13 protein-coding genes are annotated in these 20,488 nt (G+C 32.4%); 10 read left to right on the top strand and 3 right to left on the bottom strand.

The genetic code is table 11. The features are described from left to right. The coding region (locus OA93_RS23590; protein ID WP_039116700.1) for a T9SS type B sorting domain-containing protein at nucleotides 1-1,253 on the top strand (1,253 nt) is incomplete at its 5' end. A gap of 42 nt (nucleotides 1,254-1,295) precedes the next feature. Further along, nucleotides 1,296-2,273 carry a type IX secretion system membrane protein PorP/SprF gene (locus tag OA93_RS23585; RefSeq protein ID WP_039116707.1) on the top strand — a complete coding sequence of 326 codons (978 nt, stop codon included), beginning with the start codon at nucleotides 1,296-1,298 and terminating at the stop codon, nucleotides 2,271-2,273. Nucleotides 2,274-2,796: 523 nt separating this feature from the next. Here the strand turns inward: OA93_RS23585 and OA93_RS24380 are convergent. Further along, on the bottom strand, nucleotides 2,797-4,764 hold the full coding sequence (locus OA93_RS24380) for a T9SS sorting signal type C domain-containing protein (RefSeq protein WP_052259598.1): 1,968 nt from the start codon (nucleotides 4,762-4,764) through the stop codon (nucleotides 2,797-2,799). 584 nt (nucleotides 4,765-5,348) lie between these two features. On the opposite strand from OA93_RS24380, the gene OA93_RS25465 reads away from it, so the two are divergent. Next, complete coding sequence (locus OA93_RS25465) at nucleotides 5,349-5,501, top strand: hypothetical protein (protein WP_240474792.1); 153 nt, start codon at nucleotides 5,349-5,351, stop codon at nucleotides 5,499-5,501. Next, nucleotides 5,502-5,648: an Lrp/AsnC ligand binding domain-containing protein gene (locus tag OA93_RS25535; protein WP_255398722.1), complete on the top strand. Its 147-nt coding sequence runs from the start codon at nucleotides 5,502-5,504 to the stop codon at nucleotides 5,646-5,648. It abuts the gene before it with no gap. A gap of 129 nt (nucleotides 5,649-5,777) precedes the next feature. On the opposite strand, the gene OA93_RS23570 is transcribed toward OA93_RS25535, so the two are convergent. Then, a complete protein-coding gene (locus OA93_RS23570; protein ID WP_039116698.1) occupies nucleotides 5,778-6,281 on the bottom strand; it encodes a CAP domain-containing protein in 504 nt (167 codons plus the stop codon). A 753-nt stretch (nucleotides 6,282-7,034) separates the two neighbouring features. Between OA93_RS23570 and OA93_RS23565 the strand changes: the two genes are divergently transcribed. Then, the gene (locus tag OA93_RS23565) at nucleotides 7,035-7,778 is read left to right on the top strand and encodes a hypothetical protein (RefSeq protein ID WP_039116697.1); all 744 of its coding nucleotides are present in this window, start codon (nucleotides 7,035-7,037) and stop codon (nucleotides 7,776-7,778) included. Between the two features lie 1,166 nt (nucleotides 7,779-8,944). On the opposite strand, the gene OA93_RS24725 is transcribed toward OA93_RS23565, so the two are convergent. Continuing rightward, nucleotides 8,945-9,157: a transposase gene (locus tag OA93_RS24725; protein WP_165572140.1), complete on the bottom strand. Its 213-nt coding sequence runs from the start codon at nucleotides 9,155-9,157 to the stop codon at nucleotides 8,945-8,947. A gap of 1,540 nt (nucleotides 9,158-10,697) precedes the next feature. Here OA93_RS24725 and OA93_RS24720 point away from each other — a divergent pair. The 5 genes from OA93_RS24720 to OA93_RS24365 all read left to right on the top strand — a co-directional run. Continuing rightward, complete coding sequence (locus OA93_RS24720; RefSeq protein ID WP_039116694.1) at nucleotides 10,698-11,060, top strand: OmpH family outer membrane protein; 363 nt, start codon at nucleotides 10,698-10,700, stop codon at nucleotides 11,058-11,060. Next, nucleotides 11,044-11,646, top strand: coding sequence for a hypothetical protein (locus tag OA93_RS23550; protein ID WP_039116693.1), 603 nt, complete (start codon nucleotides 11,044-11,046; stop codon nucleotides 11,644-11,646). The genes OA93_RS24720 and OA93_RS23550 overlap by 17 nt, the downstream gene beginning before the upstream one ends. Further along, a complete protein-coding gene (locus OA93_RS23545) occupies nucleotides 11,643-17,291 on the top strand; it encodes a hypothetical protein (protein ID WP_039116691.1) in 5,649 nt (1,882 codons plus the stop codon). The genes OA93_RS23550 and OA93_RS23545 overlap by 4 nt, the downstream gene beginning before the upstream one ends. A 5-nt stretch (nucleotides 17,292-17,296) precedes the next feature. After that, a complete protein-coding gene (locus OA93_RS24370) occupies nucleotides 17,297-19,030 on the top strand; it encodes a hypothetical protein (protein ID WP_082001878.1) in 1,734 nt (577 codons plus the stop codon). A gap of 103 nt (nucleotides 19,031-19,133) precedes the next feature. After that, nucleotides 19,134-20,488, top strand: a 1,355-nt coding sequence (locus OA93_RS24365) for a hypothetical protein (RefSeq protein WP_052259595.1), incomplete at its 3' end; no start/stop codon positions are given.

Raw genomic sequence — 20,488 nt, 5'->3', positions numbered from 1 at the left:
CAGATACCGCACTGACGATCACCAATGATGGCTGTACGGCAGACCAGGTACTAGATTTAAAAATTGGTTCTAAAATTACAAATGTGTTAACCCAGATAAATGTAAGCTGTAAAGGCGATGCAACAGGATCAGTAACCATCACTCCAAGTGGGGGAACAGGACCATATAGCATTCTCGAAGAGCAAACAAATTTGGCAGCTGGAGATTATACTTTCACTATAGTAGATGCCAATAACTGTACGGCAACTGTTGATGTTACTATTACAGAACCAGATTTATTAGAAGCTAAATTGGTAGGACCAATTCTTCAAGAAGTCTGTGTGGGTAATGAAGATGGGGCATTTAGTATAGAAGTTTCTGGAGGTAATATGCCTTATAGCTATAGTTTAGATAATAGAAATGGGCCATTTTTAAAAGGGGAGCTAAATCAAACAATATTTGACTTTACTAACCTACCAGGCGGTAAGCACATAGTTTACATTAAAGACGCTACAGGATGTACCGATGAAATAGAAGTACATATGGACGATGCAGTTGTATTAGAGCCTAAATCAGAGGTCAGCTATGTTTGTGCTAACAATTCTGCAGAAAATTTTGTTACAATAACAATTGATGCAAGTATTAAGAATTCTGGAGATATTGATTATGCTCTTGATTCAGGAGAGTATCAGTCAAGTAATGTGTTTGTAAATGTTGCTCCAGGAAGGCATACTGTGACAGCTAGACATTTGAGGGGTTGTGAACAAAAAACGGTGCCATTTACTATAGATGATATTCAACCATTAACATTAGTATTGAGTAATGGAGAACTAAATGAAATTGTTGCTACAGCTACAGGAGGAAGTGGAGTATACCAATATACATTTGATAACGAAGCTTATACTGTAACTAATAAGTTTATTATATACAAATCTGGAGTTTATACTGTGACAGTAACAGATCAAAATGGATGTACAGCTACGGCTTCGATGAGTTTTGAATATGTAGATGTTTGCATTCCTAATTACTTTACACCAAATGGAGACGGTATCAATGATGAGTGGGGACCAGATTGTACAATAAACTATAAAAATTTGACCTATACTATTTTTGATAGGTACGGACGTATAATTGCCGAATATAAATTAGGTCAAAAATGGGACGGAAAATACAAAGGAGTTGAATTATCATCTGGTGATTACTGGTATGTATTGAAGCTTAATAACAATAAGGATAACAGAGAATTTGTTGGACATTTTACATTATATAGATAAATACCAAGCAATTAACTATTGTTACCTAAAAATTATAATACAATGAAAAAATTTGTCATATCATTTCTACTTATGGCTGTAACATCAAGTTACAGCCAAGAGTTACATTTGCCTGTTTTTACGCAATATTTAGCCGATAATCCTTTTGTAGTGTCCCCAACATTTGCTGGTATTGGTGATAATCTAAGAATACGTGCCAATGGTTTAACCCAGTGGGTAGGTATCAAAGACGCGCCCAATAACCAATCACTCTATGCCGATTTTAGAATTTTGGACCGTTCAGGTGTGGGAATATCTCTTTATAATGATAGCAATGGATTTACAAAGCAAACAGGTGTTAAAGTATCATTTGCGCACCACTTGATTCTAGATTACTATTCCAAGCAATATTTATCTTTTGGAATCTCGTATAATATCAATAGTTTTAAAATTAATATTGATGAATTTAATTCAGGAACAGCAATTCCGAGCCCTTTAGATCCTGGTGTTACCGATAACAGGTCTATGTCTAATAGTAACTTTGATATAGGAGCTTTATATCGAAATAAGGATTTTTATTTAAGCTTTAACGTAGGTAATGTTTTGGATAAGAAAATTGATAAATTTGATGGAATAGAGCCTAGCTTACTTCGAAATTATCAGGTATATACCGGATATGTTTTTAAAGGTGCTGAGAATAAGCGAATTGAGTTTGAACCATCCGTTTATTATCAATTCTTTGCTAGTGATAAACGTTCCAGTACTGATTTTAACTTTAAGTTCAGGCAATACAATCGCTATGAAGATTATTACTGGATAGGGGTTTCGTATCGTTTTTTGAACGATCAGGCACTACAACCTTTAATGATTGGTCCAATGGCAGGTTTCAAGAAGTCCAATTTTTACTTCGGGTATTCCTACCAAGCTTCACTTAATCAAATTGGGGCCTATAATTCAGGAACGCATGTTATTACTATTGGACTTGATTTTCTTCGAGGAATCAGTAATTGTCCTTGTACCCAAAGTCCAGTTCGTTATTAGGTGATTTACGTAAGTCTAACAAAGATGTTATTAGCATAAACAGAATTGATTTTATTAATTTTTAAAAGTTAGTTTCTTAGGATTCTGATAATTTGTACATCCCCAAGTATGAATTCATTAAGAATGCTAGAAGCTGGCTTTTAAAAATTAATAAAATCATTAAATGTAATTGATAGTACTAAGAGTACTTAGTTCTAATTAAAGTGATCATTTTATCAATACAATAAGAGACCTTAGAAAGGTAACACAAAGTAGATTTTATTTTTACCATTTTTAGCGAAGGACAAGATATATTATCAATAAAAAAAGTCATTTACTTAAATGTAAATGACTTTTTAAGTTTTCATACTTTTATAGTTAGCTCATTGGATTTAGTTACTCTGTTTGTTCGTATAACTAGGGTTATTAAATTTAGGGCTAACACATAGAAACACATTTCTTTAGCATAATGCAATTATGTCATTGTAAATAAGTGAAATAGCTGCTTTACTTTAAAAAAAGACTGTGTTTCTATGTTATAAAGTTAATAAATCACTTTCTTGGTCTCGACATAATTATCATCCGAAATTACTTTTAGCAACAAAACTTGATTACTAGATCTTAAGTTGTCGATAATTAATTTAGAACCCGATACAGCTTCTTTTTTGTATAGTAAGTTCCCTGATATATCATAAATAAATACCTTATTGATATTCCTATTGTAAGCATCAACATTAATAGCTTTGTTAACAATGGATACCGAAATCTTATTTTCTGCTGTTTCTAAATCTTTCGTTGCTATAGGTACTAAACTAGTGGCAATTGTGCTGGCATTTACATCTTTTTCTGAGCCTATTTTTGATGATGAACCATCAATATTAAGGTTAATATAAAAAGGATTTAGGGATTTACAATTAGTAGTGTTATACATATATACATGCCCGATATAGTTCATATTGCCATCATCTGGAATATTTCCAGGTATCACAATTTTATCTGCAAGACCATAAGATGAATTAAATGTAAGTGGGGTAAAATTTTGATTTGGTATTATAGATGATGGGGCTTCAGTTCCAGTATTAAAGTCATACCATTCAACAGAATATCCTATGTAGGCAATAGCAGAAAATTGAGTGGGTATTGCTATATTTTGTGCAGAGGAGCTATTTTCATGTGCTATATCATAGGTGATGGGAAGATAAAAATATGGTGCCTCTATCACTGTTACTGTAATTGGTGGGGTACGCTCACCACAGCCCGAAACAGCTCTAAAACTTGTTGTACCGATGTATTCCTTCTTACCTAATGATGCATAAATATTGGTACTACTAGGATATGGCACATCTATCCAATTATTATCTATGCTGCTATTACTATATTCCCACCTACTAACTGGCCCTTGGTTGCCTGATAGGATTAAGTAACTATCAGTACTTCCTTCGCAAATTGTGCTTCCGCCAACTACACTTATTGTTCCACTAATTGCTGATTTGACAATAGCTGTATTATTGGTAGTAATAGTATAAGAACAAGATTCAGAAGTTATTTTAGTAATTGTTATAGTGCTAGAATTTATCTGGTTAGGGTAAGTTGGGCTATAAGAACTAAAGCTGCCAGTTCCTGCTGTAGTGACCGTTACATTAGCCGTTAATCCCGTTGCGGAAGGATTAGTCCTATTATAGGTTATTACATAATTACCAACGGGCAATGATGCTGTGCTCGATGTTAGTAATACATCAAGGGCACCAGAACCATTAGAGCACGTTACAGCAGTTACTCCAGTTAAACTATAAGTGGGGCAATTATAAGAGATAATCACTCGTCCCGCTGCACCAGCCCCGCCATAAAAGATAGTACCTCCTGCTGAATTTATTGCCCCGCTGCCACCGCCACCTGGAATTGAACCATCTTTTCCATAAGCATTACCATTAAAAAGAGTACTTGGAACAGAGGCACCTCCGGCACCTCCTGAATTTGCACCTGCTCCTCCTGCTCCGGAGCTAAGACCTAATGAAAGCAAGGCTGAAGTTCCCTTCCCGCCAGCTCCCCCGGCAATCTTAATAGTTCCTGCTGAAGCAGTAGTTGTTCCTCCCGGACTTGCACCTGGAGGTGTGGTATCTGAGTTGTTGGTACCACCTCCAGATCCTCCAGTTGCAAAAAATGATGCTTCGTAACCTACGATAGTAGAGCTGTTCCCAGATGTACTAGTCCCTCCAACTCCCAGAAATACTCTTCTGGCAACCAACACATTTAAAGTTGATGCCGGAACAGTAGTGAGTAGACTATTAACATAAGCACCACCGCCACCGCCAGCGGCTGCTCTTCCAAAAAGCAATCCTGCACCATTGGCGTTTCCACCAGATCCACCTCCGCCCCAAGCCTGAGCATTAATGCTGGTTACTCCTGCAGGGACATTAAATATACTATCTTTAGTAATTAAATGTGATTTGTTGGTCTGAGACCATGAATAAAAACTAATAAAAAATAGTAACAAGGATAATTTTGATTTCATAATAGTAGGTTTTAATGATTAAAAAATAAATTGACTAGTTAAGAATAGACTAATACGTGGTATTTAAAAATCAGTCTAATCAGATTGGGACTAATCTATTTATCATACTTTCCAGAGAAAAGAAAATATATAAAATGGAATGTTTGTGGAAAACAAGAATAAAGTTATTAATTATTTTATATAGCATAAAAAAAATATTTCATATTTTATTATGTAGTACAACAGATTAATTTGTAGTATTATTTATTTTTGAATCACCTTATTAGCAATGTGTTAACTTCTTGTTTTTTACTCTGTTAATTTGCCTTATTGATACAATTTATTACAACAGCTTGAGTGATTAATTTAGCTTTTTTTATGTAGATGGTATTTATAGAGAAGGGTAAGTTGGAGTTCAGTTTGATTATTAATTTATTGATACTATTAGGAAGATAGACGTATGACTGATAGAAAGGATAGGGCAAGTATTATTGTGCCCGTAATAAAAAATTATGATTGCTAAGTGATTAGTTTATAGTATCTGATCTTAGTTTTTTGTGGAATATTTTATATTGGAAAATCCCACTTTTGAGGGAATCAAAAAAATGGAAAAAAAACAATACATGAAGAATTATGTTGCTTTGCAGGACACTATTAAAATTGGAAAATCGATAAGTGTGTATTGTCAGGTTAGTTTGGCGGTGAACTCACAAGAATTGATAGATGATTTTAAACAGCAAATTCTTCTATTGCTCTAAATAACAAGATGTTTTCACGTAATTGGGGATTATGATTTTTTATTGAAAGTGGCTGTCAATGATATGAATGAATATAAAAAGTTTGTTATCGATAAATTGTCGGTTATCAAAGGGATTTCAGATGTACCAAGCTCTTTTGTAATTTAAAGACATTATATTGTGATACATTTTTTTAGTTAGAAAGGAAACTAATAAATAGTATATATAGAGAGAGAGAACATGTAATCGGAACAATATAGCAACTAGTTTATGCATGAATATAATTCCATTTTTAATTTATAGTTTTACAAAAATATTGGTATAATATTTCCTTCCATTAATGGGGTGTTTCCTTACCGAGATTCCAAAATGAGTATAATCTCCTTCAATATTTTTTTTATGCCCAGGACTATTTAACCAAGCTTCCAGCACACCTTGCGGGCTATTGTAATTATAAGCAACATTTTCACTTACCTTTTTTGCATCTACTACTTTAATGATATTTTCTGAGCGATTTACAAAATTATCATGGCTTATAACATTTTTATCAATCATATAATTATTGTGTTCTTCAGATTTAAAAGAAACGTGGTTGATTGTATCCAGAGCATTTAATCCGATACTATTTCGATACTCATTAATTTGGTTCATTGTCTCTAATTCGATTGAATTATAATTATAATTCATGGCTGGTTTATAGATGGCGTCTGAATTTTGTTGGTTATCTGAATTTGTTGTACATGAGAGAGTTAGGTTTATTATGCCAATAATAATTGCTATTTTGTATAAAAAATTTACCATTCTTTTTTTATTAAACTTCATTTGAAGTAGCAAAGGTCTTTTAGATGAGCTTAATTGAAGTGTTGTTAAAAAGCTAAAAAACAATAAATTAGGGTTTTTGTTTTCGGGAAATTAAATCATAATAGAGATTTTGTTGAGTCATTCTTTGCAAAATTGAATATGTGTAAGATCAGGCAATCAAGATATAGCTAAGTATAAGTCATCTTGTTTTTTAGAAGAATAACTTTATAGTATAATATTTAATCATGTTTTAATTAGGCAGATGAGACAGAATCTGAACGTTGCATAAAGAAGATAATAATTTAATAAATATAGTATAGTAGTGAAAGTTTGTTGTGTGTGGCATTCTTTTACCGGATGTTCCATCGTCAAGCTGACTTTTCCCTCGCCTGACGTTTTCCGCACATTTGTCCAATTCTTTTGCGGCATGAATAGTGCTGCAGTATGTAATGCTTAGTTCTATAGTCTTGAGCTTGAATTGTAATGTGTACCATTGCCTTGGTTTTTGCATTTTAGTACCAAAAAATATTGAATTTCTGTGTCTACTTTATAGGTATGAAATCTACCTAAACAAATTCGTTTTTAGGTAGTTTTTTTACTTTCTGAATAGGTATACTGTTATCTTTAAAATTTGTAAAAGATAGTAATATTTGAGCTTATTGTATTCTTTTTATATGTTTAAAAGGAGGTTGAAGAAAAGAAGAGTAATCTACCTTTGCCTAAAATAGTAAAAAAATAATATACACATTCACAATGATAAAAAAACTTTTTATTTTATGCTTAATACCTTTTACTTTATTAACATATTCTCAATCTCAAGTTGGAATTAATACGCTGAATCCTACTCAAACGCTAGATGTTAATGGAGGAGCCAGAGTACGTAATATGACAAATATTGATACAGAGGCATTGTCTTTGGAATATAATAATCGAGTTGTAGCTAATCGTGATGGGGTTTTAGGCTATGTTGTTAATAGCAATACGACAGCTCCTTGGTCGTTTAATGATAATAAATATGCTGTTCTAAGTTCTCCAATATCAACTGAAGTGCGCACCGGCAGGGTAAATTTAAATTTTAGTATTAGAGTTTCTGTTCCCGCAAAATCACAAGCGCAAGTCGAAATCAATTACAGCATGCCTGTAATGCACTCATTACGCACGGCTGGGACAATTAGTTATATGGGATGTGCTTTATATATGTCTGTAAACGGTGGAAGGGATACCGAATTGGAGATGGGTTCTCGTAAATACACTGTTCCAGGTAGTTATAATGGAATTGGTGTATCCGCTTTTGGAATGCCTATATCTGGTTTTGCTATAGATATAATTTCTAATCCAGGAAACACTCCAATTGATGTAGTATACAAAGTAGATGGATATGTTGAATCAAATTCAGCTTCAGTTACATTCGGAATGTATGCAGAACGACCTTCCTATAATTATAATTGGGGACGTGGAGCTATGTCTGCTCAGATTTTTACTAAACCTATAAATTAAATTTAGAAATTCCTTTTTATTTAAGCAATTAAAGCAATATATAGTTAACATCCTTTTGTATTTAATAAACAATTTAGTTTTTTTTTAAAAGAGGTTGTCCTAAAATAAGGACGACTTCTTTTTGTTTAAGTATCATTTGATTTGCACAGAGTTTCTTAAAAAATGTAAATCTGAGCTAAAATAGTCTTTTATACCCTTGTCTAGGACTTCTATGAAGTTAAAAATGAGGTTAAAATTGCCAACCGGATTTTGCTATCCATTTAGAAAAGCTGTGAGCAATTGCAATCAGACCAAGTTCAATATTTACTTTGGTAAGTGTAAACCTTTTAAATGGTTGTTTTGTTTGATATTTCCAAAAACAGGCTCTGGTTCAATACATCTTTTACTGTAAATTTCCTTGCCCAGTTCGCTTTTTAAATTCTATATTGTTTTGAATTTTTGTCTTTTAAAATTATGATTAGTTTTTATCCTCCTGTTACCTTGTGCTTTAAAACATTGTGTTCGCAAAGGACATCCTGCGCAATTTAAAGTCTCATATACCGAATGATACTGTTCAAAGGTAGTCGGAGTTTTGGATTTCTTAGTATAGATACGAGGCATTTGCTGTTCCATTGGGTAATCCAAAAATACTTGCCATTATTATACAAATAGGTTTTGTGTGTGGAACAAATTTCTTTTACGTTTAAGGGGCTTTTCGACACGGTACGCGGTGTAGGGGACAAAAAAACAATTTAGTTGTCTTCAAGCAGTTGATAATTTTCCTCATTTCCATAGCCCGTATCGGATATAACTTTTACAGATAGTTAGCCCTAGTTGCTTTTAAATGCTTTTAAGTGTGTTTTAAGTGTGGTAAAATCAGTAGAAGTCTAGTGGATTGAGTAATGTATAATAATCTGAATATTATAACCTGCGTTTAATTGTCCGTTGTCCATATGATCTTTTTTCATGCGCATAAAAGTAACATTGGTATTCGTTTTGGAGCAACTGTTTTTCTCTCCTAGAATTTCAATATGCTTCTCGTATTCTTTAACTTTTACAAACTGTTCTTTTTCCAGTTTTCGAAGTGATTTGTTTTATTGTTGACTCAGCTTCTCTTTTTTTAAATTTGGTTAATCTCGTGTGTTTTTTCTTTTAATTTAGTGCCATCAATAAATTGTCTCTCTAGGCTAATGAACTTTAAATTGACCATCATCATAACAACCTGGCTGAAAAGTTTTTCGGTATTCCCTTTTGTTTTTTTCTCTAAAGTTATTGATAGTTTTAGAATCCGGCTGAAGTCCTCTGGAAAGCCACATAAAATAAATATTATCCTTCACGGTTCTAGCCAGCCTTGGGCTGGAATAGGTATTATTGAGATATCCGTAAAACAATATTTTCAATAACAGCTTAGATGATAGCTAGATCTTCTACTGCCTTTGAGATATGATCTCGGAAATTCCCAGCTTTTTAACAACGTTGTTTATTAATCTGGCAGAATGATTCTCTGGGATAAGACCATTTAAATTCAAAGGAAAAAGATTTTGCTGATGAAGCGAATGCGGTTTAAAAACGGGTTGCATAATCATTGATTTTAGTAATTAGATATAAGGGAAATCAATGTGGAAACAAAAAAACTGCCTGAAATTACTTTTGGACAGCTTCTTAACTTATTTGTCGTTTTTTTTAACTTAAACTTCATTTGGAGCTGCAGAGGTCTTTTGGATGAGCTTAATTGAAGTGCTTTTAAAAAGTTAAAAAAACAATAAATTAGGATTTTTATTTTCGTGAAATTAAAACATAATAGAGATTTTGTTGAGTCATTCTTTGCAAAATTTGGATACGTATATCATCGGGTAATCCAGAGATAATTATGTTTAAGTCATCTTGTTTTTAGAAGAATAACTTTATGCTATAATATTTAATCATGTTTTAATAAAGCTGATCTGATAGAAGCTGAACGTTGCATAAAGAAGATAATAATTTAGTAAATACAGTATAGTAGCGAATGTTTAATTACGAAAGTTTGTTGACAGTAGTCTGTTGCATTTTTTTACCAAGTGTTCCATCGTCAAGCTGACTTTTTCCTCACCTGATATTTTCATCACCTGTGTCCAATTCTTTTGTGGTATGAATAGTGCTGCAGTATGTAATGCTCAGTTCTATTGCCTTGAGCTTGAATTTTAATGTGTACCATTGCCTTGGTTTTTGCTTTTTTTTTAGGTGCAATTACTTGTTTTAGCTTTACATGTTTTAAGTCAACTACAAGAATTATTATTTTTAACAGTAGTGTTTTGTATGATAATTTTACGATGCACTAAAGATTTAAAAGAGTAGGAGAATATGAGTTTAACAATCATGTAGTTCAACTCGTCTTAGTATATTTTAAATTAAAACCTCAAGCAATTTCTGAAAAGAAAAACAAGTTTTAAAAGAACGATTCATTTTAGAAAAAGAAGAGTTGGGAAATTTTATAAAGAAAAACAACTATCAACTAATAATAGGTTTTGAAAATACGCCTCATGTTTTAGATGCTAAAAAAAAAAGGATAATATCTAGATTTGGTTCAATATATAAACATAAGATTTGAAGAAAATTGTCAGTTTTAAAACTACTTCTTGAAGATAAAATTTAATAATAACTACATAAGAGTTTAATAATAACGGAAGAAAAAACTTATAATATCTTTTATATAATAGTTTTTGCATATTAAAAATTTAGGGATACTGTAAAATTGCATTTGTAAACAAACTCTTTAGATTTTGCTATTTCAGATCTATTGAATTAAAAAACTACTCTGTGATAAAAAACTACACTAAATTATTATGTATAATCTTTCTGTTATTTTTTTTGGGGTTAATTAGTTGCTTCATTCTTATAAATTTTAAAGAAAACATTAAGATTGCAACTGTTAACACTGATATATTGTTTGATAAATTTATTATGACTCAAGAATTAAAAAGAGTTGGAGAAAGGGAGTTTAATACCCGTAAAATTAAGCTTGACTCTTTATATTCTGTATTGGAATCTCAATCTGTTTCAGAAAATAAAAGGCAAATTCTAATAAAACAATTTATTCTGGAGAAAGATGAACTAGTAGAATTCAACCAGAATTTTACTGCAGGTGAATCATTAAAAATCTGGTCAAGAATACAGAGTTATATCGAAGAATTCTCTAAAGAAAACAAGTACCAATTAATAATAGGTTCCGAAAATAAAACCCCAGTTTTATATACTGATGAAAGAATTGATGTAACTCAAGATTTACTTAAATACATAAACAAAAGATATGAAGGACTTAAATAAGTTGTTTTATCTTCTTTTGTTTTTGATACTTATTTCTTGTAAAAAAGAAATAAGTAATAACAGAAAAGAGTCTGAAATCAGAGATCGTTATTTCAATCTTGAAAAAATAGGTTGGAAATCGCGTACGCATATTCAAACTGTCGATGATTTAGCTTTTACAGCAACAGAATTTCCTATTCAATATTATTTATTAAAAGACTTAGGAAAAGATAACTTAGTGAAAATTGATTCTCTTTATGAAGAAAATAAAAGAGAAAGGGTATTGGAATTTACATTTCAACAAAACGAAGAAAAAGATTTACTAGCCAAAAACTTTACAGGAATGGACTATACAGATGCTGTAAAATACATGTCTTTTGAGCTTGAAAAAGATTTTTATATAGTCACATCAAAGAATGATACGATTGCATGTTCAGGTGTAACTTTTGAACGCAACTACAAAATAGCCCCTTATCAGAGAGTTTTATTGTTTTTTTCAGGAATTGATCCGAATGAGAAAATCCAATTAGTTTACACAGATTACCTTTTTAGAAAAGGAACATTAAAATTTAAATTTAAAGATCCAAATACCCAAATAATCTTATGATTCAGCAGATTAAAAAAAACAAATTAAAAAAAACTATTGCTATTTATCTTGCCATGATGATTCTTTTGGAAACATTTCAGCCTATGCAGCTTTATGCATTGACAGGTGGTCCGTCTCAGCCAGAATTTGAATCGTTTACTCCAATAGGAACTTCAGACATGGTTGATTTAGCTAGTGGCGATTTCAATTATAACATTCCGATAATGGATGTTGGGGGATATCCTTTAAATCTAGCCTATAATTCTGGGGTAACTATGGATCAGGAAGCTTCATGGGTGGGGTTGGGCTGGGACCTTAATGTTGGTCAAATCTCCAGACAATTGCGAGGATTACCAGATGATTTTAGTGGGGATGAGATGCTTTATGAAAACAACATGAAGCCCAATGTTACAGTTGGAGCTAATGTAAATTTATTTGCTACTGCCTTTGGGTTTAAAGAAACAAAATTGAGTGCAGGCATGGGGATTAAATATAATAATTATGATGGATTTGGAGTCTCAGCAAATGGGGGACTTAGTTTTCAGGTCTCAGATAATTTAAAGGTAGGTATGGATTTAGAATCCTCTGCTTCAGAAGGGGTATCTGTAGCTCCAAGTCTCTCATTTTCAGGAAAAATAGAGGATACAGATTCTGGCAATATTAATCTAGGTGCCAATGCTGGTGTAAGCTATAATAGCAGGAAAGGGTTAACAAGTACAACAATGTCTTTTAAGGCTTCGAAAGAAATTAAGAATGAAAAGATAAGTCGAGTAATGATAAATGAAATAGGAATAAGTTTATCAGGATCTCTTTCTGTTATAAATGCTTCCTATACTCCGACGAAACGTATAGGTATGGTATCCTCAAACCATATGTTTAGTTTAAACCTTCAGGGAGAATTTTGGAGTGCTGAACCAGGTTCTAAATTTTCAGGATACCGGATAAGCCAGGGAGTTAAGAATTCTGAAAAGCATAAAACTGAAAAAGCCTATGGTTTTGAAAATACCTATAATGCAGGCAAATCGGATATTTTGGATTTTAATAGGGAAAAAGATCGAACATTCAATAAAAACACGACTTCCTTACCTTTAACGAACAGTACCTACGATTTATATAGTATACAGGGACAGGGAATTGCAGGAATGTATCGTCCTTATAAATCGCAAGTGGGTTATGTTTATGATAAGGAAATTCATGATGATAGTAGTGGAGGATCTTTAGGTGGGGAATTTGGTCCAGGAGGAGGTATTCATATCGGTTTTGATGCTACAGTGACTACTGGGAAAAGTAGTACCAAATTATGGGATAACTTAAACCCGGCATTAGGAAGATTTAGAGAGAAAAAAACAGGAAATAGGCCTGATTATGAGAAAATATTTTTTAAGAATATTGGAGGTACCCAAGTTGATAAGGAATTAGATTTATTCAATGATAAATTAGGTCGCTATGAAGCTATAAAATTAGATTTAAATGGAGGCAAATTCTCGAGAAGTACTAGTTTAAACTATTCCAAAAATAATGGAGCCATTGCTAATACCGGAGCGATTAAAAGAGAATCATCCCGTTTATCCAGAAATCAATCGATACAAAATTTTACTAAAACGGAATTAAAAAAACAGAAATCCAAAAATAAGTCTAGCGAATTTGCCAAAGATCATCATACTGCCGAAGTAAGAATTACTAAAGAGGGAGGGGAACAGTATATTTATGGCAGAGCAGTATATAACGTTATCAAGAAGGAAACTACATTTGATGTAAGTGAGAAAGATAATCCTAATAGAAGAGTTAATTTTAAAAATGGATTAGTGACTTATACTCCTGATGTTGATAATTCATCTAGTAATTCCAAAGATGGGGATCAATACTTTAATCGGGTGACAACACCTGCATATGCGCATTCTTATTTATTAACTTCTGTTTTATCATCTGACTATCAGGATTTAAAAAATGATGGGCCTACCGATGACGATTTAGGTACTTATACTAAATTTGAATATGAAAATAAAACTCCTAATAAAGCCAATCTTTATAAATGGAGAGTTCCCTTTAATGAAAATCAGGCTAATTATGATGAAGGTTTACGTTCTGGTAAAAAAGATAATAAAGGAAATTATCAATACGGAGAAAAAGAGCTCCTTTATATCAAAAAAATTGTAACAAAAACACATATTGCTATTTTTCATCTTTCACAGCGAAATGATGGGTATGGAGTTAAAGACGAAAACGGTGGTCTTGGAGATGGCTCTAAAATGTACAAATTAGAAAAAATTTCATTGTACTCAAAACCAGAATATCTAGTAAATGAAGAAAAAGCGACTCCTATAAAAGAGGCACATTTTGAATACAACTATAGTTTATGCCAAGGTATTGATAATAGCATAAATAATGAAGGTAAATTAACCTTAAGTAAAGTCTACTTTACTTATAAAAACTCAAGCATGGGGAAATTTACTCCTTATGTTTTTGGCTATGCACCTAAAAGTTTAATCGAAAACACTTCTGGTTACCGTATTGAAAATGATTTACTTAATAATCCTAGTTATAATATGAAGGCGTATGACGTATGGGGGAATTACAAACCAGTAAATGATAAATTAGGTCCAGAAACTACATCCCAACTGTCTAATCCTGAATATCCATTTGTAGATCAAAGTAATAGAGAAAATGCCGATCAATATGCAAGTGCTTGGTTGTTAAAGACTATTCGATTGCCTTCTGGAGGGCTAATGGAATTGAACTATGAAGCAGATGATTATGGATATGTGCAAGATAAGGCTGCAATGCAAATGTTTAAAGTAGTAGGAAGCGGAACAAAGGCTGGACTAATTGCTGCTAATGTTGATTCTGAAAATATAATGCAGAAGAGAAACTTAGGAGAATATATATATGTAGCATTAGATCATAAAATAGATGAAAAACTATCGATTAATGATTCACAAATTCCAAAAATTTTTTATGATAAGTATATTAAATCTATTGGAGACGATAGTAACCCATTATATTTTAGATTCTTATTAAATATGGTAAATCCTAGTCCTTTACCAGGCATTGATGGAACCGATAAATACGATTATGTAACAGGTTATCTCAATATAGAAAAAGGAGTTAAACCAGATTTTGGATTTCTGGAAACGAATGGAAAACAATACGTTGCCATACCTGTTAGATATGTTGGAAAAGGAGACGGATTTGATTCTGATAAAAAAGAAGTAAACCCTATTATTAAAGCAGGTTGGAATTTTGGGAGGCATAACCTTAACAGACTAGTATATAGTATGCATAACGAAGAAGATACCAAGGATCTAAAAAAGGTTGTTATGGAACTTATAGGATGGATGCCAACACTACTAGATATTTTTAAAAGTCCCAATACCAAATTAGAACAAACTGGTATTGCAAGTAAATTTATCAGTAATAAATCCTGGATTCGACTTTTGCAACCTGATAGTAAAAAAGTAGGAGGAGGTAGCAGGGTGAAGGATATTCAAATTCATGACCACTGGGATGTAATGACGAATCATGTTGGAGACAATACCTATCAACAATCTTATGGGCAAAAATATACTTATGAAACCGAAAACGGAAAATCTTCTGGAGTCGCTACTTATGAGCCTTTAGGTTGTAAGGAAAATCCTTTTGTTAAACCTTCTTATGATGAAAAAAGAAGAGAATTATTACTTGGACCTGATACTGATAATTATGTAGAAGAACCTTTTGGTGAATCTTTTTTTTCTGCTCCAAAAGTTACTTATAGTAGAGTAACAGTGACCAATTTACAGAGAAATAAATATAATGATAAAAAAGAATTAACAGCAACCGTAAAAAAACATGCAACAGGATCAGTTGTAACAGAATTTTATACATCCAAGGATTTTCCAACTATTGTTGATAGAACAACGCTGTCGTCTAATTACGATACATCTACAACATTAGCAAGTATTCTTAACTTAAATGTTAGGGATCATATTACGTTATCACAAGGATATGCTATACATACCAACGATATGGATGGTAAGATGAAAAATCAACGTGTATATGGCGAAGGGCAAAAAGATTATATTTCGGGAGTTGATTATAAATACAAAACAATAGATCAGAATCAATACAAGAATCAGGGAAAACTTGACAACTTTGTTCAAACAATCGACTCAAAAGGAGTTATAGCCTCTAAATTAGTTGGGGTTGATTATGATGTAATCAATGATTTTAGAGAAAGTAAATCTACGAGTTCTACCTTGGGTATTCATTTAAACGTGGCGACGCTACCTTTTACTCTAATTATAGTGGTAATTCCAACACCAATACCAAGTTATTCCAGACACGAAAGCCAAATAAGGACTGCTGTGACTACTAAAGTTATTCATAGTACAGCTATACTTTCAGAAAAAATAGCATATGATTTGGGAGCAAAAGTAACCACCAAAAATTTAGCGTGGGACGCTGAATCAGGAGATGTTTTATTGACACAAACCGTAAATGAATATAATGATAACTATTTTAATTTCAATTTTCCTGCCTATTGGAGTTATGCAGGTATGAGCCAGTCTGCCAAAAACGTTGGACTAGAATGGGATATAACCACTACGGGTAGCAATCTATATCAATTTACAGGAGTTCATAACGAGTCGGATTATATGATCAATGGGGATGAATTATGGATCGATGGTATTGCTCCCGATGGCAGAACCAAAACAAGGATGAAAGCTTGGGTAGTAAAAGTAACTACGGCTAATTTCCAGCTTATTGATGAAAGAGGGATTCTAATTAAGGGAGATGCTATTGCGACTGCCAAAATAAAAGTAATTCGCTCAGGATACCGAAACATGCAAATGGCGGCTATGGCTAGTGTAACTTCCATGACAAATCCATTGTATAATTACGATAGTAATAATACGATAGCAAAAATAAAAGGAAACATTGGGGAGAATCCTTTTATGTCTAACACAGCTAGCAATAGAATTGTTAATGCTTCGGCAGTGGAGTATAACAATGTCTGGCCATCTCCATGTGAGTGTAATTTACCTAAAATGACTTTTGGAGATGATGGCGCACTAAAATTTGAATATGAAAATAAGGATAATAACGCCGAAGAAGAAGATATTATTAAAAACTCATACAACCCTTACTTATACAATGTCTTAGGGAATTGGAGAGCCAATAAGTCGTATGCCTATTTAACCGGAAGGAACTATACGATTGATCCCACTCCTCGTAAAACAGGATTTTTTACCGATTTCTATCCATTTTATGTGTTTACAACTAATAACACTTGGGAAATAACAACAGGAGCTAATTACGACAAGTGGACATCAGCATCTGAGGTTACGCAGTATAATCCTGCTGGACAGGAGATAGAGAATAAAGATGCATTAAAAAGGTATTCATCAGCTTTATATGGCTATAATAATCGTTTTCCAGTTGCTGTAGCCTCAAACACTAAGTATAGTGAGCTAGCCTCTGATGGATTTGAGGATTATGATTTTTCAAACTGTGGTACAGCCTCCCATTTTGATTTTCAGGGACAATTAAAAACAAATAATATTAGCATATCCGACAAACAATCGCATACAGGTAGAAAAAGTTTGAAAATAGCCCCGAATAAAAAAACTGTCATAAAAAAACAAGTTGTTTCGTGCATTACAGCTGATGAAGCTCCTAAAAAATAATTATCATGATGAAGTCGATCTATACATTAGTTTTTAGCATTATAAGTTTTTGTATTACAACAACGGCATTTTCTCAAGATTTTACCGATCAAGAAATTGGGTTTGATTTAGGAGAAGTAATGAATGAATTAAAAGAAAGAGGTTTTAGTGATTCTGTGTCTGTTAAAAGTGAGATTGAGAAGATGCGTGTTGCGAATAAAATTCAGTACATAGAAATGAAAAGAATTGAAAGCGAGCTCTTGCAAAAAAGCCAGCCTAAAAATTTGCTTAAAGTTATTAGTTCCGAAATTAGCACAGATGTTTCTCAAAGCGAAAAAGCGGCATTAAAAGCACTATATGATAGTGCAGGAGGGATTAACTGGATTAATAATACTGGCTGGGATTTCTCAACTCCAGTCACTTCATGGGATCCGTCTACTAAAACGGGATGGTACGGAATTATAGTTATTGATAAACAAATACAATACTTAAATTTATATAGCAATAATTTAAAAGGGTATATACCTGAAGAAATAGGAATGTTAAAGTATTTAACTTCACTTTACTTACAAAATAATTCTTTAGGTGGAATTATACCATCAAGCATAGGTGAATTAACAGAACTATTGAATTTAGGACTACAAAATAATAAACTAACAGGATTTATTCCCGAAGAAATTTCACAATTAACCAAACTTCGGAATCTCATATTAACCAGAAATACATTAGCTGGAACCATACCTCGTGATATTTCTAATTTAACAAATCTCATCAATTTATGGTTAAATTATAATCAATTAACCGGCCCACTTCCATTACAAATCGGTAATCTATCTTCGTTACAATTTTTAGATTTGGGATATAATAAGTTAAATGGAACGATTCCTCCAAGTTTTTATAATCTAACAAGACTTATTACTTTTTATATCGAAAATAATTCTCTTAGCGGGTTACTTTCTTCTGAAATAAGTAAACTTGTTAGTTTAAGAGATTTACGAATATCTTCCAATCAACTTAGTGGAGAAATTCCTGCAGAAATGGGGCAGCTTTCAAGACTAAGTACTCTAGATTTAAGAGCAAATAAATTAACTGGTTCAATACCTCCGGAAATAGGACAGCTTAGATTACTTGTATCTTTAATTTTATATGGTAATATGCTTAGCGGTGAAATTCCCACTGAAATTAAGCAATTAGGTAATCTCGATGTTTTATGGCTCCATAATAATCGATTTACAGGTAATATTCCTTCTGAAATTAAAGGTCTTGTAAAACTTAGATATTTGTATTTGTATGGAAATCAATTATCAGGATCTATTCCAGACTTAAGCAGTTTAACATTATTAAAGCGCCTAAAAATTGAATCTAATAAGTTCCGATTTATAGATTTTGAAAACCAGTTCATTTCATTGAAATCAAGAGTTACAAATGATTTTACTTTTTCTCCGCAAGCCAGAACTGATACTGTAAATACAATTACATCAGCAATTGGCGGATCAACTACGCTAACAATGTATGAGGATGGCAGATTTACTCCAGACGAAACATTCCAATGGTATAAAAATAATTTTATAATATTAGGAGCAACCTCGAGACAATATATGCTTACAAATTTAAAAGCTTCAGATTCAGGGGTGTATACTTGCAAGGCATATCATACGACTAATCCTGATATGTCTCCATTGGTACTAGAGAGAGAACCATTAACATTGAATGTAATTAACTGTATACCAATAGTTGGATCAATCAAGGTTATTAGATAAAAATTGTCTTTAAGTAGCTGTAATCCATAAATCAATACTATTTGTAAATTATAGGGTGATATAAAACCCTATGTCTACTTGCATAAAAAACATATAATTTAATATGACAAACATTTTTAGAAAAAAAAAACAATGGATTATCACTTTTTGTATAATGTTATTTTCATCCGTTTGTTTTTCTCAGGATTTAAGCGATCAGGAGATTGGTTTTGATATAATCAGAGAAACAAATTATTTAAAAGAATGGGGTATTACCGATCTTGAAGACATCAGTCGTGAGATAGAACGTAATCGCGAAACTTCAAGGATTCAATATATAGAAATGGTAAGAGGTAAAGAGGAAATTTTAAAAAGAATACAATCAAAAGGACTTCTGAGATCAAGTTTAACCGAGGTTATTTCTCAAAGTGAAATACAAGCGTTAAAAGCACTCTATGACAGTACTGGTGGCTCGAAATGGAAAATCAATACAGGCTGGGATTTTTCGACTCCTGTTACTTCATGGAACAAGACAACTAAAACTGGATGGTATGGAATTACAGTTGTAAATGGGCAGGTGGCTTCTCTAAGTTTAGGGGAGAATAATTTAACAGGATTCATACCATCTGAGATAGGACAATTAAAATTTTTGAAATTCCTTAGCCTAAGAGACAATAAATTAAGTGGTTCTATTCCTGAAGAAATTAGTGCACTAATTAATATTGAAATGTTAGGATTAGAGATAAATAATCTAAGTGGAAACCTCCCGCAAAGTATTTACGACTTAAAATCACTTGTACATTTGTATGTACAGAAAAATAAACTTGATGGAGCACTATCGCTTGAAATAGGAAACCTTACAAATCTAATTAATCTTTACGTTGACAATAATCAATTTATAGGTACTATACCGTCTGAGATTGGCCAGCTTTCAAAACTTAGGTTTGCAAGTTTTACAAATAATCAATTTTCAGGAGCTATACCGGTAGAAATAGGGAATCTAAAATCTTTGGGCGAATTATATTTAGGGAACAATAAATTGACAGGCTCAATTCCACCGGGAATAGGTTTGTTGAAAAATATTCGAACATTGAATTTAAGGTATAATGAACTAAGTGGTAAAATTCCTGTAGAATTAAAAAAAAATGCATTTTATCACCTATATCTAAACAATAATTTATTGGAAGGGAAAGTACCTGATTTGTCTATTGAGCTCGATTTAGATTTGAGTTACAATAAGTTACATTTTTTAGATCTCTCAGAGCAGTTTACATCGTATAAAGCAAAAATGAGAAATAAATTTATTTTCTCTCCGCAAGCCAGAACTGATACTGTAAATACAATTACATCAGCAATTGGCGGATCAACTACGCTAACAATGTATGAGGATGGCAGATTTACTCCAGACGAAACATTCCAATGGTATAAAAATAATTTTATAATATTAGGAGCAACCTCGAGACAATATATGCTTACAAA

Source organism: Flavobacterium sp. KMS (genome assembly GCF_000813005.1).
Lineage (GTDB): Bacteria > Bacteroidota > Bacteroidia > Flavobacteriales > Flavobacteriaceae > Flavobacterium.
This window is presented reverse-complemented; position numbering and strand designations above follow the sequence as displayed.

Excerpts from the sequence above, each read along its gene's own strand:
- OA93_RS23585 (WP_039116707.1), top strand. The coding sequence starts at position 1,296 with ATGAAAAAATTTGTCATATCATTTCTACTTATGGCTGTAACATCAAGT.
- OA93_RS24380 (WP_052259598.1), bottom strand. The coding sequence starts at position 4,764 with ATGAAATCAAAATTATCCTTGTTACTATTTTTTATTAGTTTTTATTCA.
- OA93_RS25465 (WP_240474792.1), top strand. The coding sequence starts at position 5,349 with ATGGAAAAAAAACAATACATGAAGAATTATGTTGCTTTGCAGGACACT.
- OA93_RS23570 (WP_039116698.1), bottom strand. The coding sequence starts at position 6,281 with ATGGTAAATTTTTTATACAAAATAGCAATTATTATTGGCATAATAAAC.
- OA93_RS23565 (WP_039116697.1), top strand. The coding sequence starts at position 7,035 with ATGATAAAAAAACTTTTTATTTTATGCTTAATACCTTTTACTTTATTA.
- OA93_RS24720 (WP_039116694.1), top strand. The coding sequence starts at position 10,698 with ATGACTCAAGAATTAAAAAGAGTTGGAGAAAGGGAGTTTAATACCCGT.
- OA93_RS23550 (WP_039116693.1), top strand. The coding sequence starts at position 11,044 with ATGAAGGACTTAAATAAGTTGTTTTATCTTCTTTTGTTTTTGATACTT.
- OA93_RS23545 (WP_039116691.1), top strand. The coding sequence starts at position 11,643 with ATGATTCAGCAGATTAAAAAAAACAAATTAAAAAAAACTATTGCTATT.
- OA93_RS24370 (WP_082001878.1), top strand. The coding sequence starts at position 17,297 with ATGATGAAGTCGATCTATACATTAGTTTTTAGCATTATAAGTTTTTGT.